Origin of the sequence: Streptomyces yokosukanensis, assembly GCF_001514035.1 — a bacterium.
In the GTDB taxonomy this organism is placed as follows: domain Bacteria; phylum Actinomycetota; class Actinomycetes; order Streptomycetales; family Streptomycetaceae; genus Streptomyces; species Streptomyces yokosukanensis.
Map to the genome: position 1 here is coordinate 327,381 of NZ_KQ948207.1, position 18,479 is coordinate 345,859.

The window sequence follows — 18,479 nt, forward strand, 5'->3', positions numbered from 1 at the left end:
CCCCAGCCTTCGCCTCCCCACCCTCGCCTCCGAAAGGACCGCCCCGTGAAACTCCTGCTGGACTCCACCCGCTGCCAGGGCTACGGCCTCTGCCAGGAACCCGCGCCCGAGCTGATCGGTCTCGACGAATGGGGGTACGCCCACGTGCGCGTGAGCGAACTGCCCGCCGATGGGGCGGACGGCGTCGAAGCCGCCGTAGCGGCGTGCCCCAACTCGGCGCTGCGGCTGGTGAAGTGAGATGGGACGCGACCTGTCGGCCCTGTTCGACCCCATATCCGTCGCCGTCGTCGGAGCCAGCGACGACCCCGCCAAGTACGGCCACGCCATCGCCGCCCAGGCCCTGCGCGCGAACGGCCGCCGCCCCCTCCACCTCGTCAACCGGCGCGGCGGCACGGTGCTCGGGCGCACCGCCGCCCCCAGCCTGAGCGCGCTCGGCGAACCCGTCGACCTGGCGGTGGTCTCCGTGCCCGCCGCCGGTTTCGAGGACGCCGTCGACGAAGCCCTCTCCTGCGGGGCCCGGGCCATCGTCGCCATCACCGCGGGCTTCGCGGAGACCGGAGACGCGGGACGGGCCCGTCAGCGGGCCGTCGCCGCACGTGTGCGTGCCGCCGGTGCCGTGATGGTCGGGCCGAACTGCCTCGGGCTGGCCGACAACACCACGGACCTCTTCCTGGCCTCCGACACCTTCACCCCCGGCGGGATCGCGCTGCTCAGCCAGAGCGGCAACCTCGCCCTGGAACTCCAGCTCCGCTTCCGCCCGCACGGCCTCGGCTTCTCCCGGTTCGTCTCGCTCGGAAACCAGGCCGACGTCACCCTCGTCGACCTGCTCGTCGACTGCGCACGGCACGAGGGCACCGAAGCCGTCGCGGTCTACGCGGAGGACTTCGCCGACGGACGAGCCTTCGCCGAGGCCGCCGCCGAGGCGGGCAAGCCCGTGGTCCTGCTCACCGCCGGACGCGGCGACGCCTCCGCGCGCAGCGCCCAGTCGCACACCGGGGCGCTGACCACCTCGGCCGACGTGGTGGGCGCGGCGTGCCGGGACGCCGGGGTCGAACTGGTCGCCACCCCACGTGAACTCACCGTCGTCCTGGCCGCGTTGAACGGCGCGCGGCGGGCGTCGGGCCGTCGGGTCGCCGTACTCACCGACGGCGGCGGCCACGGTGTCGTCGCCGCCGACGCCGTCGAAGCGGCCGGTCTGGCCGTCCCCGAACTCCACCAGCCGACACGGGAACGGCTGCGCACGGCCCTGTGGGAGCAGTCGGCCGTCGCCAATCCGGTGGACCTCGCCGGGATGGGGGAGCAGAACCCGCACTCGTACGCGCAGACCGTCACCGCCCTGCTCGCGGCCGAGGAGGTCGACGCCGTCCTGATGACCGGCTACTTCGGCGGCTACGCGGACGCCGACGCGACCGGCGGCCTCGGGGGAGGGGGCACGGTCCTCGCGGACGGGGAACAGGCCGCCGCGCGCCTGATCGCCGCCCGCCACCGGGCCACCGCGAAGCCGCTCGTGGTGCAGTCGATGTATCCCGAGTCGCCGAGCTGCCGCATCCTGGCCGCGGCCGGCGTCCCGGTCTTCGGCGCCACCGAGGACGCCGCCCGCGCCCTGGCCGCGACGACACCCGGCGCACCGTACCCGGGCATCACCCCCCTTCCCGCGCCCGCGCCCCCGCTGCACGAGAGCGGCTATCTGCAGACCCGCAGAGCCCTGGAGGCGGCCGGACTCCCCTTCCCGGCCGCGCGGGAGATCCGCGACGAGCGCGAACTCATCGTCGCGACCGGGGAGTTCAGGGGTCCGTATGTCCTCAAGGCCCTCCATCTGCTGCACAAGTCCGACGCGGGCGGTGTGGCGCTGGGGCTCGCCGGGCCCGACGAACTCCTCGCCGCCTTCCGTGAGATGCACGCCCGGCTCGGCGCCGCCTCCTACTCCGTGGAAGCAATGGCGGACCTGAGCGACGGCGTCGAGTTGATCGTCGGCGTCGACCGGGACCCCCGTTTCGGACCCGTCGCCATGGTGGGGCTGGGCGGCGTACTGGCCGAGGCCCTGCACGACGTCGCCTTCACCCTCGCCCCCGTCACCGCCGAGCGCGCCCTGCGCCGCTTGCGCGCACTGCGCACCGCCGCCCTGCTCGGCGGGGTGCGCGGCAGGCCCCCCGTCGACCTCAGCGCGGCGGCGGCGGCCATCGAGACGATCACGGCGTTCGCCGCCGCCCACCCGGAGATCGCCGAGATCGAGGTCAACCCGCTGCTCGTCCGCCCGCACGGGGTACTCGCCCTCGACTCCCGTGCCGTACTCGCCCGACCCGTCCCCGGACCCGTTCCCGGCCCCGTCGCCTGATCGATCTCCAGCTCCCTCTCCTTGCGCCCCCCGAACCGAAGAGGCCCCCATGGACATGCGCTACACCCCCGAGCAGACCGATCTCAAACGCCGCGCCGCCGGCTACGCGCGCCTGCTGATGCGTCACGAGGACCAGTCCGAGCAGGCCGGTGGCCCCCTGCCGCAGGAGCTGGTCGGCGAACTGACCCGGGCCGCCATGGCCGCCGGGGTCTACGCCATCAACATGCCCGCAGAGTGGGGCGGTGCCGGCCTCGGCCTCCTCGACCAGGTCATCGTGGAGGAGGAGTTCGGCAAGGTCACCAACTGCCTCTGGGACATCCCCTGGCGGCCCGCCAACGTCCTCGCGTACGGCGATGAACGGCAGCGCGAGAAGTACCTGCTGCCGGTGATCCGCGGGGAGAGGTTCGACGCGTTCGCCGTCACCGAGCCGGGCGCGGGCTCGGACCCCGCCTCCGGCACCTCCACGGCCACTCGCACCGACGGCGGCTGGCTGCTGAGCGGGGAGAAGTGGTTCGTCACCTGTGGCGACATCGCCGACTTCCTGCTGGTGCAGGCGGACGCCGGGCCCGAGCGGCTGCCCACCCTCTTCTTCGTGGACAAGGCCGCGCCCGGGGTCGAGATGACCCGCGTGCCGCGCTTCATGCACTCCGCGGTCAACGGGCACCCCGAGTTCACGTTCACCGACGTCTTCGTCGCCGACGAGGACGTGCTCGGCGGTGTCGGCAACGGATACGACCTGACCAAGGAATGGTTCACGGACGAACGCCTGATGATCGCGGCCCGCACGGTCGGCGCGGCCGAGCGTGCGCTGCAGCTGGCCCGTGACTGGGCGGTGGAGCGGGAGCAGTTCGGGGCGCCGATCGCGTCGTACCAGCTGATCCAGGGGATGCTCGCGGACTGCGCCGTGGACGTCGCCGTCAACCGCGCCTACACCCACCAGGTCGCCTGGGAGGCGGACCAGCCGGAGACCGACCGCAAGACGCTGCACGCCAAGGCGTCCACCGCCAAGCTCGCCGCCAGCGAGGCCGCCGGCCGGGTGGCGGACCGCTGTCTGCAGATCTTCGGCGGCCGTGGTTACGACCGCAGCCACCCCGTCGAGCGCATGTACCGCGAGCTGCGGGTGGACCGGATCTGGGAGGGCACCTCCGAGATCCAGCGGCTGATCATCGCCAACGAGCTGATCAAGCGCGGCACCCGCGCCCTGGCCCTGCCCACGCACTAGACCGCCCCTTCACCACCGGCCCTCCAGCACCGCACAGCCCCAACCACCGCACAGCCCCAACCACCGCACAGCCCCAACCACCGCACAGCCCCTCCACCACTGCACAGCGAGGACATCCATGGACTTCCGTCTCACCCCGCGCCAGGCCCGGCTCAAGGCCGACGCCCGTGCCCTCACCGACGTCATCGCCGCCTACGAGATCCGGTGCGAGGAGGACAACGGCCTGCCCGCCGACGCACACACCAAGATCCGCGACGCCGTCCTCGACGCGGGACTCCAGGCCGTCAACATGCCGGCCGAGTGGGGCGGCGCCGGACTCACCATCGCCGAGCAGGTCACCGTGCAGGAGGAGCTGGGCCGGCTCACCGGCGCCCTGTGGGACATGGTGTGGCGGCCCGCCAACGCACTCCGCTTCTGCACCCCGGAGCAGCGCGAGCGCTTCCTCGTCCCGGTGATCAAGGGCGAGCGGCGCGACTGCTACGCCGTCACCGAGCGCGGCGCGGGCTCGGACCCGCAGAACATCGCCACCACCGCCACCAGGAACGGCCAGGGCTGGGTGCTCAACGGCGAGAAGTGGTTCGTGACGGTCGGCGACCACGCCGACTTCATGATCGTGCTGGCCGCGGCCGGACCCGGGCGCGCGCCGACGCTGTTCCTCGTCGACAAGGACACCCCCGGCATCGAGATGACCCGCGTGCCCCGCTTCATGCACACCTTCGTCTACGAACACCCCGAGTTCACCTTCACCGACGTCCAGGTCGGCGAGGACGCCGTGCTCGGCGGCATCGGCGAGGGATACGACATCACACGCTCCTGGTTCACCGAGGAGCGCCTGATGATCGCCGCCCGCACCACCGGCGCCGCCGAACGGGCCCTGGAGCTGGCCCGTGACTGGGCGGTGGAGCGGGAGCAGTTCGGGGCGCCGATCGCGTCGTACCAGCTGATCCAGGGGATGCTCGCGGACAGCGCCGTGGACGTCGCCGTCAACCGCGCCTACACCCACCAGGTCGCCTGGGAGGTCGACCAGGCCTCGGCCGAGGACCGCAAGACGCTGCACGCCAAGGCCTCCATAGCCAAGCTCGCGGCCAGCGAGGCCTCGGGCCGGGTGATCGACCGATGCCTGCAGATCCACGGCGGGCGCGGCTACGACCGCACGTACGCGGTCGAGCGGCTCTACCGGGAACTGCGGGTGGACCGGATCTGGGAGGGCACCTCCGAGATCCAGCGGCTGATCATCGCCAACGAGCTGATCAAGCGCGGCTCGGGGGTCCTGGACCTGCCCACCGTCTGACACCACCGCCCCCACAGATCGAAGGGAAGCTCGGATGACCGACATCGAACGCGTCGGAGTCGTCGGCTGCGGACTGATGGGCGCGGGCATCGCCGAGGTCTGTGCGCGGGCCGGTCTGCCGGTGACCGTGGTGGAACGCGACGCGCAGGCGGCCCGCGCCGGCCGCCTGCGCATCACCCGCTCACTCGACCGGGCCAGCGCGCACGGCAGGCTCACCGACGAGCGGCGCGTGGCCGCCGCCGGCCTGATCACCGTGGCCGACCAGATCGAGGCACTGCACGACCGCGACCTCGTGATCGAGGCCGTGGCGGAGGACGAGCGCCTCAAGGCCGACGTCTTCACCCGCCTCGACGCCGCGGTCACCGGCGATCACACCCTCCTCGCGACGAACACCTCCTCCATCCCGGTCATCCGACTCGCCTCCGCGACGACCCGCCCCGAACACGTCGTCGGCGTGCACTTCTTCAACCCCGTACCGGTCCTGCGGCTGGTCGAACTCGTGCCCTCCCTGCTCACCTCCGCCGACACCGTGACACGCGCCGAGACCTTCGTGACGGGTCGGCTCGGCAAGGAGGTCGTCCGCACCCGGGACAGGGCCGGCTTCATCGTCAACGCGCTGCTCGTGCCGTATCTGCTGGCCGCCGTCCGCATGGTGGAGTCCGGCAGCGCCGGCGTCGAGGACGTCGACCGCGCCATGGTCCTCGGCTGCGCGCACCCGCTCGGACCGCTGGCTCTCGCGGACCTGATCGGCCTGGACACCACGCGGGCCATCGCCGAGTCGCTGTACGCCGAGTTCCGCGAACCGCAGTACTCACCGCCGCCGCTGCTGTCCCGGATGGTGGAGGCCGGACTGCTGGGGCGGAAGTCCGGCCGCGGCTTCCACGCCTACGACGGACAGCCGCAGCGCGGGGCGGCGGCACCCTCGACGCCCCGGTCTGGGGAAAGGTGAGGGAAAATGGTCACGGCCGACGACCACCGAACGAGGGGAGCCGCAGGGTGTCCACCAAGATGCGCACGGCCGACACACGCGAGCGCATCCTGACCGCGGCGTGCGAGGCCATCGCCGAGATCGGCTTCGAGAAGATCCGGATGCGCATGGTCGCCGAGAAGGCCGGTGTGTCCACGGCGCTGTTGCACTACCACTTCGACACCCGCGAGAAGCTGTTCACCGAGGCGATGACCCACTCCTTCGCCAACACCGCCACCGACGTGGAACGCGACGCGGAGACGGCGTCGGCGGCGGTCATCCTGGCCCGCATCGTGCGCAATCTCCTGCCGACCGATCCCGAGCTGCACCAGGACTGGCGGCTCTGGCAGGAACTGTGGGTACGGGCACTGCGCGACGAGGCGACCCGGACCTACGCCGTGGACCTGTACGCGCAGCTGCACACCTGGGTGGCCGACGCGGTGCGGCGCGGCATCGCGTCCGGCGAGTTCACGCCGACCGACGTGGACGAGCTGTGCACGCTCGTACTGTCCCTGAGCGACGGCTACGGCATCCGCCTCATGCTCCGCGACCCGACGGTCACCCTCGACGGCGCGCTCGCATCCGTCTGGCGCCAGGTGTCCGCCGCGCTGGGCCTGCCCGACAGGATGCCGATGGAGTGAATTTCCGGGACGCTCCTGTCCGGTCGGCGCCGGCTCGTTCGTCGTGGAGGTGAACGGACAGGACGACCGAGGAGGACAAGGGCCGCTCCACCATGATCGACCGCCCGCTGCTGGAGGCCGAGGAGGCGATCGGCGGCTACGCGATCGTCGAGGTGCCGGACCTGGACGCCGCCCTGGGGCTGGCGGCGAGCTTCCCGGTGCCCGACGGCAAGGTGGAGGTGCGTCCGATTGCCGAGCGCTGACCCGCTCGGCCCCCAGGCCACCCGGTCGCTGATCGAGCGGGTCTTCCGCGAGGAGGCGGGCCGGCTCACCGCCGGCCTGGTCCGCCTCCTCGGCGACTTCGACCTGGCCGAGGAGATGGTCGGGGAGGCCGTGGTCGAGGTGCTGCGGCGCTGGCCGAGCACCGGTCCGCCCCGGCGGCCCGGAGCCTGGCTGCTGACCTGCGCCCGCAACAAGGCCCTCGGCCGCATCCGCCGCGAGGCCCGCTTCCAGGACCGGCTCCCGGATCTCGCGGCCCGCATCCAGGCCCTGCCCGACTCGGCCGAGCGCGAGCCCGACGACCGGCTGCGCCTCATCTTCACCTACTGCCATCCGGCGCTGGACCCGGACGCCCAGGTCGCCCTGACCCTGCGCGCCGTGGTGGGCCTGACCACCGCCGAGATCGCGCGGGCGTTCATGGTGCCCGAAGGCACCCTCGCCAAGCGCGTCACCCGGGCCAAGCAGAACATCGCGAAGGCAGGCATCCCCTACCGGGCTCCGGAGTCCGAGGAGCGCGCCGCGCGGCTGCCCCAGGTCATGCGCGTGGTGTACCTCGTCTTCAACGAGGGCTGCTTCACCACGGCAGGAGACGTCGGCGTACGGCGCGAGCTGGTCGACGACGCGGAATGGCTCGCCGCCCTGCTCGCCGGGGCCCTGCCCCAGGAGCCGGAGCCCCTCGGCCTGCTCGCCCTGATCCGCCTGCACGCGGCCCGCTGGCCCGCTCGCCTGGACGCCGGCGGGCGGCTCGTACCGCTCGCCGGCCAGGACCGTACTCGATGGGACGCACGGCGCATCCGCAGCGCCACCGCCCTCATCGAGCGGGCCGCCACTCTCGGCAGACCCGGCCCCTACCAGATCGAGGCCGCCATCACCGCCGTGCACTGCGAGGCACCCGGCTGGAAGGAGACCGACTGGCCCCAACTCCGCCGGCTCTACGGCATGTTGCTGGCCGTCGACCCCTCGCCGGTCGTACGCCTGAACCGTGCCGTCGTGATCAGTCACACCGACGGCCCGGCCGCCGCACTGGCCCAGGTCGAGGACCTCACCGACCGGCTCGGCCACTACCACCTCTTCCACGCCACCCGCGCCTCGCTGCTGCGCGACCTGGGCCGCGACTCGGAGGCCGCCGAGGCCGACCGACAGGCCCTCCGCCTCACCACCAACCCGGCCGAACGCTCCCTGCTCACCGCCCGCCTGCGCGGCGGCGGGGACGCGACCTGGGCGGAGCGTCGGTGGGGATACCGCTCGCCGTCCGCGGACACCGCCCTCGTGACCGGAAACACACAGCCGGCCCGCCGCCGGTTCGGCACGCGGAAATCGTGTGCCTGCCCGGTGCCGGAACCAGCGCGCCGCCAGGGACCCCTTAACCCCTGCCGGGGCCCCTGGGGGCTCTAGGGGTGTCTTGCGTCCGTACCCCTACCTAGCCTCCAACAGCGGAGGGGAAGCGGACCGGAAACCGTCCGGAGGCGTTCCGCACGGCCGAGGCCCTCACTTCGATCTCGATCGGATGGCGCGCTGGTGAACAACGAAGAGCAACTGCTCGACTATCTCAAGCGGACGACCGCGGAACTGCGGGAGGCGCGGCGACGGCTGCGCGAGAACGAGCAACGCGCACACGGCCCCGTCGCCGTCGTCGGCATCGGGTGCCGGTACCCGGGCGGCGTCACCACCCCCGAGGAGCTGTGGGACCTGGTCGCTTCGGGCACCGACGCCGTGTCCGACTTCCCGGCCGACCGCGGCTGGGACGTGGACGCCCTGTACGACCCCGACCCGGACGCCACCGGCAAGACCTACGCCCGCACCGGCGGATTCCTGCACGACGCCGCCGACTTCGACTACGACTTCTTCGGCATCAGCCCCCGCGAGGCCCTCGCCATGGACCCGCAGCAGCGGCTGCTGCTGGAGACCTCCCACGAGGCCTTCGAGCGGGCCGGTATCGTCCCGGCCTCCCTGCGCGGCAGCCGCACCGGCGTGTTCGCCGGCGTGATGTACAACGACTACGCGACCCGCCTCACCGCCGTCCCCGACGACCTCGACGGCTACCTCGCCAACGGCAGCGCCGCCAGCATCGCCTCCGGGCGCGTCGCCTACGCCTTCGGCCTCGAAGGCCCGGTCGTCACCGTCGACACGGCCTGCTCCTCCTCCCTTGTCGCCCTGCACTGGGCGGTGCGGGCGCTGCAGTCGGGCGAGTGCTCGCTCGCCCTGGCCGGCGGCGTCACCGTGATGTCCACGCCGGAGACGTTCGTCGACTTCAGCCGGCAGCGCGGCCTCTCGCCGGACGGCCGTTGCAAGGCCTTCGCCACGGCGGCCGACGGCACCGGCTGGGGCGAGGGCGCCGGGATGCTGCTGCTGGAGCGGCTCGCCGACGCCCAGCGGGGCGGCCATCCGGTGCTCGCCGTCATCCGGGGCAGCGCGATCAACTCCGACGGTGCCAGCAGCCGCCTGACCGCACCCAACGGCCCGTCCCAGCAGCGGGTCATCCGCCAGGCGCTGGCCGGTGCCGGGCTCACCGCCGCCGATGTCGACGTCGTCGAGGCGCACGGCACGGGCACCTCCCTCGGCGATCCCATCGAGGCGCAGGCGCTGCTCGCGACGTACGGCAAGGAACACCCCGCCGAGCGGCCGCTGTTGCTGGGCTCGGTCAAGTCCAACCTCGGGCACACCCAGGCCGCCGCGGGCGTCGCCGGGATCATCAAGATGGTGCACGCCATGCGGAACGGCGTGGTTCCGCCGACGCTCCACGTCGATGCCCCCACCGACCAGGTGGACTGGAGCGCGGGCGCCGTCGAACTGGCCCTGGAGCGGCGCCCGTGGCCCGACGCCGGCCGGCCCCGCCGCGCCGCGGTCTCCTCCTTCGGCATCAGCGGCACCAACGCGCACGTCGTCCTGGAGCAGGCACCCGACGAAACCGCCCCGGCCGCAAGCGCCGAAGGCAGCGAGAACGGCACCAACTCGCCCGTGCGGGAAGGCGGTTGCGTGCCGTGGATCGTCAGCGGCCGTGGCCGACAGGCTCTCGCCGGGCAGATCGGGCGGCTGCGCGAGCACCTCGACGCCGCCCCCGGCACGCGCCCGGCCGACCTCGGTCTGTCGCTGGCCACCACCCGAGCCCTCTTCGAGCACCGCGCCGTCGCCGTCGGCCGGGACACCGCCGAGCTGCTCGACCAGCTCGCCACCGCCGACCCGCGCACGCCGGTCGGCGGCAGGACGGCGTTCCTGTTCACCGGCCAGGGAGCACAGCGCCTCGGCATGGGCCGGGCCCTGCACCGGGCGTTCCCGGTGTACGCGGAGGCCTTCGACGCCGTGTGCGCGCTCGCCGACCGCAGCCTCGAGCGGCCGCTCGCCGAGGTGATCGACACCGACGGCGACCTGCTGACCCGCACCGACTACGCGCAGATCGCCCTCTTCGCCACCGAAGTCGCCCTGTACCGCCTGCTGGAGTCCTGGGGAGTGACCCCCGACCATCTGGCCGGGCACTCCGTCGGTGAACTGGCCGCCGCCCATGTCGCCGGCGTACTGGGCCTGGAGGACGCCGTACGCCTCGTCGTCGCGCGCGGCACCTTGATGGCCGCCCTGCCCGCGGGCGGCGCCATGGCCGCGCTGCGTGCCACCGAGGACGAGGTCGCCCCCCACCTGGACGACCGGGTCGGGCTCGCCGCCGTCAACGGCCCCCGTTCCGTGGTGATCTCGGGCGCCGAGGACGCCGTGGACGCGCTCGCCGCGCGCTTCGAGAAGAGCAAGCGGCTGAAGGTGTCGCACGCCTTCCACTCGCCGCTGATGGAGCCCATGCTGGCCGACTTCGCCGAGGCCGCCGCCGCGTGCGACTTCGCGGAGCCGAGCATCCCGATCGTCTCCACGCTGACCGGCGCCCTCGCCGAGCCGGGCGAGCTGACCACGCCCGCGTACTGGGTACGGCATGTCCGCGAGGCCGTACGCTTCGCCGACGCCGTCACCGTCCTGCACGGGCTGGGCACCCGGATGTTCCTCGAGGTCGGCCCGGACGCCGCGCTCACCGCCCTGGCCGTGGACTGCGTGCCCGAGGACAGCGTGACCGTCGCCGGACTGCGCCGCGACGGCGACGAGGAACGCGACCTGGTCACGGCCCTGGCACGGCTGCACGCGGCGGGCACCGCCGTCGACTGGGCGGCGTTCTTCGCCCCGCACGGCGCCCGGCCGATCGGCCTGCCCACCTACGCCTTCCAGCGTGAACGCCTCTGGCTGGAGGCCGGCGCCGGTGGCAGCGGCGACGCCGACGGCCTGGGGCAGAGCGCCACCGGCCATCCGCTGCTGAGCGCCGCGGCCGAGCTGCCCGACACCGGGGGAGCGGTCCTCACCGGCCGGCTCTCCCTCGCCGCCCAGCCGTGGCTGGCCGACCACGCCGTCCACGGAACCGTGCTGCTGCCCGGCACCGCCTTCGTCGAGATGGCACTGCAGGCCGCGGAGCGCACCGGCTGCGACACCGTCGACGAACTCACCCTGCACGCCCCGCTGATCCTGCCCGAGCAGGGCGCCCTCGCCGTACAGGTCGCCGTCGGCGGGGAACACGACGGGCGCCGGGAGCTGACCGTCTGGTCCCGCCGCACCGACACCACCGACGCCCCGTGGACCCGCAACGCCGCCGGCGCCCTCACCCGCGCAGCGGCCGACGAGGCGCACCCGGCCGACCTGGCCGACTGGCCGCCCAGGGACGCCGAACCCGTCGATCTGGACGGCCTCTACCCCGGCCTCGCCGGCACCGGCTACGGCTACGGCGAGGTCTTCCAGGGCCTGCGCGCCATGTGGCGCCGCGGGGACGAGCTGTTCGCCGAGGCGGCCCTGCCCGACAGCGCCCGCGCCACCGCCGCCGCGTACGGCGTGCACCCGGCGCTCCTCGACGCCGTCCTGCACGTCAACCTGCTCGACCTCCCGGGCGGCCAGGCCGTGCTGCCCTTCGCCTGGGGCGGTGTCACCCTGCACGCCGCGGGCACCGACACCCTGCGTCTGCACCTCGCCCCGTCCGGCTCCGACGCCGTCGCCCTCACCCTCGCCGACGCCACCGGCGCACCCGTCGCGACCGTGCGCAGCCTCGTGGCCCGGCCCGTCTCCGCCGAGCAGCTCGCCGGGGACGGCGACGACCCGCTGTACCGGGTCGACCTCGTCCCGGCCCCCGGCCCGACGGCCGCCGACCTGCCCGCCCTGGCCGTGTGCGGTGGAGGCGACACCGGCCTCGACGCGCCCCGTCACCCCGACCCGGCCGCGCTCCTCGCCGCCGGCCCCGTCCCCGAGCTGGTCCTGCTCGCCGTACCGGCCGCGCCCGACACCGCGCCGGACCTGCCCGCCCTGGTGCGGGACCGGGTGAACAGCACGCTGGACACCCTGCGCACCTGGCTCGACGACGAGCGCTGCGCGGACGGACGGCTCGCCGTGCTTCTGCGCACCGGCGACCTCACGCACGCCCCGTTGTACGGACTCGTGCGCGCCGCGCAGGCCGAGAACCCCGGCCGGTTCCTGCTGATCGACAGCGACGGCAGCGCCGCCCCGGGCCCCGCCCTCACCACCGCGCTGGCCGCCGAGGAACCGGAGGTCGCGGTGCGGGACGGCGAGGTGAGGGTGCCGCGCCTGGCCCGCGCCAAGCCCGGCGGCCCCCTCGCCTGGGACCCGGACGGCACCGTCCTGATCACCGGTGGCACCGGCGGCCTCGGCGCCCTGATCGCCCGTCACCTGGTCACCGAGCACGGCGTACGGCATCTGCTGCTGGCCGGCCGCCGCGGCGCGGACGCCCCCGGAGCCGCCGAACTGCGCGACGAACTGGCCGAGTCGGGCGCCGAGGTGACCCTCGCCCGGTGCGACGCCGCCGACCGCGCCGACCTGGCGGCGCTGCTCGACGAGCACGGGCACGGCGTACGGGCCGTGGTGCACGCCGCCGGCGTCGTCGACAACGGCGTGCTGGCCACCCTCGACACGGACAAGGTCGACCGGGTGCTGCGGCCCAAGGTGGACGCCGCCTGGAACCTGCACGAACTGACCCGCGAGCGGGACCTCACGGCCTTCGTCCTGCTGTCCTCCACCGCCGGTCTGCTGGTCGGCGGCGGCCAGGCCAACTACGCCGCCGCCAACACCTTCCTCGACGGCCTCGCCGCCCACCGCCACGCACTCGGCCTGCCCGCCGTGTCCCTCGCCTACGGCCTGTGGTCCGGCTCCGGCGGTATGAGCGCCGACATCGACGCCGCCGACCTCGAACGGCTGCGCCGGCTCGGCCTGCCCGCGCTGACCCCCGCCCAGGGACTGCGCACCTTCGACGCCGGACTCGGCGCCGAGGACGCCGTCCTGGTGCCCGTACGCCTGGACGCCGCAGCGCTGCGCGCCCGGCCGGACGGCGTGCCCGCGCTGCTGCGCGGCCTGGTGCGGCCCGCCCGGCGGCGCGGCGCCGAGGCCGCGGCGGGAGTCTTTGCCGACTCCTGGCGCGACCGTCTGGCGCCGCTCGCGGACTCCGAACGGGACCGCGCCCTGCTGGAGTTGGTCCGCACCCATGTCGCCGGCGTGCTCGGGCACCCCTCGCCGGAGTCGGTCGACCCGGGGCGTGCCTTCCAGGAGATGGGCTTCGACTCGCTCGCCGCGGTCGAGCTGCGCAACCTCCTCGCGGGCGCCACCGGCCTCGCCCTGCCCGCGACGCTGGTCTTCGACCAGCCCACCCCCCTCACCCTCGCCGCCCACCTCAAGGGCGCGCTCGTGCCCGGACCGGCCGACCTCACCCGGTCCGCGCTCGCCGAACTGGACCGCCTCGAAGCCACCCTGCACGACCTGCCCGACCAGGACGGCAGCCACGCCCGCGTCACCGCGCGCCTCGAAGCGCTGCTGCGCAGCTGGCAGGACACCCACGGACGCCACAGCGCGCCCGGGGCACCGGAGGACTTCCGGGAAGCCAGCGACGAAGAACTCTTCGCCAAGCTCGACAACGAACTGGGAGCCCTGTGATGGAAGACTCGGCCACGGCCGGCAAGCTCCGCGACTACCTGAAGCGGGCCACGACCGAGCTGGAGCGCAGCCGCCGCCGCGTACGGGAGCTGGAGGAGCAGGACCGCGAGCCCGTCGCCATCATCGGCATGGGCTGCCGCTACCCCGGCGGTGTGCGCACCCCCGAGGACCTGTGGCGCATCGTCGACGAGGGCATCGACGTCGTCACCGAGTTCCCCACCGACCGCGGCTGGGACGTCGAGGCGATCTACGACCCCGAGCCCGGCGCCCCCGGCAAGTCCTACGTCCGCCACGGCGGCTTCCTGCACGACGCGGCCGAGTGCGACCCCGCGTTCTTCGGCATCAGCCCCAAGGACGCGCCCGGCACCGACCCGCAGCAGCGGATGCTGCTGGAGGTCACCTGGGAGGCGTTCGAGCGCGCCGGCATCGACCCCACCACGGTCAAGGGCTCCTCGACCGGTGTCTTCGTCGGCCTGATGCACCACGACTACATCGGCGGCACCATCTCCGGCAGCATCGTCTCCGGCCGTATCGCCTACACCCTGGGCCTGGAGGGCCCTGCGGTCACCATGGACACCGCGTGCTCCTCCTCCCTGGTCGCGCTGCACTCGGCGATCCAGTCGCTGCGCAAGGGCGAGTGCTCCCTCGCGCTCGCGGGCGGCGCCGCCGTGATGGCCAGCCCCGAGATGTTCATCGAGTTCAGCGAGCGCCGCGCGCTGTCCCCCGACGGCCGCTGCCACTCCTTCTCCGACGACGCCGCGGGCGCCGCCTGGGCCGAGGGCGCCGGCATGCTGCTCGTGGAGCGCCTGTCCGACGCCCTGCGCAACGGCCACGAGGTACTCGCCGTCGTACGCGGTTCGGCCGTCAACCAGGACGGCGCCTCCAACGGCCTGACCGCGCCGAGCGGCCCGGCCCAGATCCGCGTCATCGAGCAGGCTCTCGCCGACGCCCGACTCGCCCCGCACCACATCGACGCGGTCGAGGCGCACGGCACCGGCACCACCCTCGGCGACCCCATCGAGGCCCAGTCCGTCATCGCCGCCTACGGACAGGACCGCCCCGAGAACCAGCCGATCCTGCTCGGCTCCATCAAGTCCAACATGGGCCACCCGCAGGCCGCGGCCGGTGTCGGCGCCGTCATCAAGATGGTCATGGCGATGCGCCACGGCACCCTCCCCCGCACCCTGCACGTGGAGAAGCCCAGCACCGCCGTCGACTGGAGCGCGGGCGACATCGAGCTGCTCACCGAGCCGCGCGCGTGGCACACCCCCGACGGCCGCCCCCGCCGCGCCGGCGTGTCCTCCTTCGGCATCTCCGGCACCAACGCGCACACCATCCTGGAGGAGGCGCCGGCCGTGGAGGCCGAGCAGCCCGCCCCGGAGCGCGCCGCGCTGCCCGTCGTCCCGTGGGTGCTGTCCGGCAAGGGCTCCGACGCCGTCCAGCGGCAGGCCGAGCGGCTGCTCGCCGCCGCCGCCGACCTCGACCCGTACGACGTCGGGTTCTCGCTGGCCACCACCCGCACCCGGTTCACCCACCGAGCCGCCGTCACCGGCCGCGACCGGGACGAACTGCTCGCCGCCCTGCGGGCCGTCGCCGACGGGAGCCAGGCGGCCGTCGTCACCCCCGAACCCGGCCGGCTCGGCGTCCTGTTCTCCGGCCAGGGCTCCCAGCGGCCCGGCATGGGCCGCACCCTGCACGCGGCCTTCCCGGTGTTCGCCGCGGCCTTCGACGAGATCTGCGCCGCTTTCGACGCCCACCTGGAGCGTCCGCTGCGCGAGGTGATGTTCGAGGAGGCCGCCGACCCGGCCGCGTCCCCGCTGAACCAGACCGTCTACACCCAGGCGGCCCTGTTCACCTTCGAGACCGCCCTGTACCGGCTGCTGGAGCACTGGGGTGTCCGCCCCGACCTGCTCGCCGGGCACTCCATCGGCGAGGTCGTGGCCGCACACGTCGCCGGTGTCCTGGAGCTGAAGGACGCGGTCGCCCTGGTCGCCGCCCGCGGCCGGCTGATGCAGGAGCTGCCGACCGGCGGTGCGATGGTCTCCCTGCTGGCCTCGGAGGCCGAGGTCACGCCGCTGCTCACCGACGGCGTCGACATCGCGGCCGTCAACGGCCCCCGCGCGGTGGTGATCTCGGGCGACGAGGAGGCCGTGCTCGCCGTCGCCGCGCAGGTGGAGAAGACCACCCGGCTGAAGGTGTCCCACGCCTTCCACTCGCACCGCATGGACCCCATGCTCGACGCGTTCCGCGAGGTGCTGGAAGGCCTCACCTTCCACGAGCCCGCCCTGCCCGTCGTCTCCAACGTCACGGGCCGCATGGCCGACGCGCTCACCTCGCCCGAGTACTGGGTGCGGCACGTCCGTGAGGCCGTCCGCTTCCACGACGGCGTCACCACCCTCGCCGCCGAGGGCGCCACCCGCTTCCTGGAGGTCGGCCCCGACTCGGTCCTCACCAACATGGCCCAGGACGTGGTGCCCGACGTCATCGGCGCCCAGCGCCGCGACCGGGACGAGGACGCCACCCTCGTCGACGCCGTGAGCAGGCTGCAGCTGACCGGCAGCGGCCCCGACTGGACGGCCGTGTTCGCCGGGGGCCGCAAGGTCGACCTGCCCACCTACCCGTTCCGCCGCGACCGCCACTGGGAGGACGCCCCCATCCTCCAGGCCGAGCGCTCCGCGGCGGCCCGCGCCGGAGGCGACGCAGCCGACCCGTTCTGGGAGCTGGTCCGGGACCAGGACGTGCCCGCCGTCGCCGCCACCCTCGGCGTCGCCGACGAGACCTCCGTCGCCGCCGTCGTACCGGCCCTCGCCGCCTGGCACGAGCAGCGGCAGGCCAACGCCGCCGCCGACGGCTGGCGCTACCGGGTCGCCTGGGAGCCGCTGGCCCCCGCCGCCACCCCGGCGCTCGGCGGGCACTGGCTGGCCGTCGTCCCCGCCGACGACGACCCGTGGACGCTCGCTGTCCTGACCGGGCTCGCCGACCGGGGCGTCACCATCGACACCCTCACGGTGCCGCTCGCCGCCGACCGCGCCGAACTGGCCGGACTGGTCGCCGGCCGGGGCGACGTCGACGGCGTGCTGTCCATGCTGGCGCCGGCCACCGACGTGACTTCGACCGCCGCCCTCGTCCAGGCGCTCGGGGACGCCGAGATCACCGCCCCGCTCTGGTGCGCCACCCGTGACGCCGTCGCCCACGGCACGGCCGCCGAGGTCACCGGCTTCGCGCAGGCCCAGGTGTGGGGTCTCGGCCGGGTCGCCGCCCTGGAGCACCCCGACCGCTGGGGCGGACTGATCGACCTGCCCGCCGAGATCGGCCCGCAGACCGTCGCCCGACTGGCCGCGCTGCTCGGCGACGCCGGCGGCGAGGACCAGGTCGTCATCCGCGAGTCCGGCGCCTACGGCCGCCGCCTGGAGCACGCCCCGGCCCGCGCCGGCGCTCCCTGGAAGCCGTCCGGCACGGTGCTGGTCACCGGGGCCACGGGCGCGGTCGGTACGGCCGTCGCGCGATGGCTCGCCGCCGAGGGCGCCGACCACCTGCTGCTGACCTCCCGCCGGGGCACGGACGCGCCCGGCGCCGACGACCTCGTCGCCGAACTCACCGGCACCGGCACCGAGGTGACCCTCGCCGCCTGCGACGTGGCCGACCGCGAGGCGCTGGCCGCGCTGCTGGACTCCGTACCCGAGGAGCACCCCCTGACCGCCGTGCTGCACCTGGCCGGGGTCCTCGACGACGGCGTCCTGGACGCACTCACCCCCGACCGGTTCGCCGGCGTCCTCGCCGCCAAGGCCGACTCCGCCCGCCACCTGCACGAACTCACCGCGGAACGGGACCTGTCGGCGTTCGTGCTGTTCTCCTCGCTGACCGCCACCGTCGGTGGCGCCGGACAGGCCAACTACGCCGCCGCCAACGCCTACCTCGACGCCCTCGCCGAGCACCGGCAGGCCGCCGGACTGGCCGGCACCTCGGTGGCCTGGGGACCGTGGGGCGGCGACGGCATGGCCGCCCACGGCACCGTCCGCTCGGCCGCCCGCGCGATGGGCATGTCCCTCCTCGCCCCCGAGCGCGCCCTGACCGCGCTCGGCCGCGCCCTGGACGGCGGCGACACCACCGTCACCGTCGCCGACGTCGACTGGTCCGTGTTCGCGCCCGCGTTCACCTCGAGCCGGCCCAGCGCCCTGCTGTCCGCGCTGCCCGAGGCCCGGCGCGGCACCGGCGGAGGTGCCGAGGCGGGCGCGGCCGACGGCTTCGCCGAGAAGCTCGCCGGCCTCACCGGCGGCGAACGCGACCGCGCCCTGCAGGAGCTGGTGTGCGGCCAGGCCGCCGCGGTGCTCGGCTACGGCAGCGCCGACGCGATCGAGGCGACCACCGCCTTCCGCGACCTCGGCTTCGACTCCCTCACCTCGGTCGACCTGCGCAACCGGATCAGCAGCGCCGCCGGGGTGCCGCTGCCGGCCACGCTCATCTTCGACTACGCCACCCCCGCCGCCCTCGCCAAGCACCTGGGCACCGAACTCGCGGGCGCCGACACCTCCGTGGACTCGGTCGTCGCCGAACTCGACCGGGTCGCGGCCCGGCTCGGCGACCTCACTGCCGAGGACATCGAGCAGGGCCGGATCACCACGCGCCTGCAGTCCCTGCTGGCCGATCTGAACAAGACCCTCGGCCAGGACGCCGCCGCCGTCGCCGGACGGCTGGAGGACGCCTCCGCCGACGACGTCTTCGCGTTCATCGACAACGAGCTCGGCTCGGCGTGATCGGTTCGGCGTGACCCCACCCTCCCACGACACCCCGGCCCCACCGCAGTCCACCTCTTC

Annotated in this window: 10 protein-coding genes; all 10 read left to right on the top strand. The window is 74.2% G+C overall.

The annotated features are described in order from the left end of the window. Positions 1 to 45 precede the first annotated feature (45 nt). The 10 genes from AQI95_RS04780 to AQI95_RS04820 all read left to right on the top strand — a co-directional run bounded on the left by AQI95_RS04780 (position 46) and on the right by AQI95_RS04820 (position 18,419). Positions 46 to 237, top strand: a complete 192-nt coding sequence (locus AQI95_RS04780) for a ferredoxin (protein ID WP_067117810.1) — start codon at positions 46 to 48, stop codon at positions 235 to 237. 1 nt (position 238) lies between these two features. Then, complete coding sequence (locus AQI95_RS04785; RefSeq protein WP_067117813.1) at positions 239 to 2,335, top strand: acetate--CoA ligase family protein; 2,097 nt, start codon at positions 239 to 241, stop codon at positions 2,333 to 2,335. 49 nt (positions 2,336 to 2,384) lie between these two features. Beyond that, entirely contained in the window at positions 2,385 to 3,557 is a 1,173-nt protein-coding gene (locus AQI95_RS04790; protein WP_067117816.1) for an acyl-CoA dehydrogenase family protein, read from the top strand. A 118-nt stretch (positions 3,558 to 3,675) separates the two neighbouring features. Continuing rightward, entirely contained in the window at positions 3,676 to 4,848 is a 1,173-nt protein-coding gene (locus AQI95_RS04795; RefSeq protein WP_067117819.1) for an acyl-CoA dehydrogenase family protein, read from the top strand. Positions 4,849 to 4,882: 34 nt separating this feature from the next. Further along, positions 4,883 to 5,797, top strand: coding sequence for a 3-hydroxybutyryl-CoA dehydrogenase (locus tag AQI95_RS04800; protein ID WP_067117822.1), 915 nt, complete (start codon positions 4,883 to 4,885; stop codon positions 5,795 to 5,797). Positions 5,798 to 5,844: 47 nt separating this feature from the next. Further along, positions 5,845 to 6,456, top strand: coding sequence for a TetR/AcrR family transcriptional regulator (locus tag AQI95_RS04805; RefSeq protein ID WP_067117825.1), 612 nt, complete (start codon positions 5,845 to 5,847; stop codon positions 6,454 to 6,456). Positions 6,457 to 6,548: 92 nt separating this feature from the next. After that, complete coding sequence (locus AQI95_RS44460) at positions 6,549 to 6,698, top strand: YciI family protein (RefSeq protein ID WP_079071051.1); 150 nt, start codon at positions 6,549 to 6,551, stop codon at positions 6,696 to 6,698. Next, positions 6,685 to 8,109, top strand: a complete 1,425-nt coding sequence (locus AQI95_RS04810; RefSeq protein ID WP_067117828.1) for an RNA polymerase sigma factor — start codon at positions 6,685 to 6,687, stop codon at positions 8,107 to 8,109. Before AQI95_RS44460 ends, AQI95_RS04810 begins: the two co-directional genes overlap by 14 nt. 123 nt (positions 8,110 to 8,232) lie before the next feature. Continuing rightward, positions 8,233 to 13,665, top strand: coding sequence for a type I polyketide synthase (locus tag AQI95_RS04815; RefSeq protein ID WP_067117831.1), 5,433 nt, complete (start codon positions 8,233 to 8,235; stop codon positions 13,663 to 13,665). Beyond that, positions 13,554 to 18,419 carry a type I polyketide synthase gene (locus tag AQI95_RS04820; RefSeq protein WP_482255579.1) on the top strand — a complete coding sequence of 1,622 codons (4,866 nt, stop codon included), beginning with the start codon at positions 13,554 to 13,556 and terminating at the stop codon, positions 18,417 to 18,419. The genes AQI95_RS04815 and AQI95_RS04820 overlap by 112 nt, the downstream gene beginning before the upstream one ends. Positions 18,420 to 18,479 lie beyond the last annotated feature (60 nt).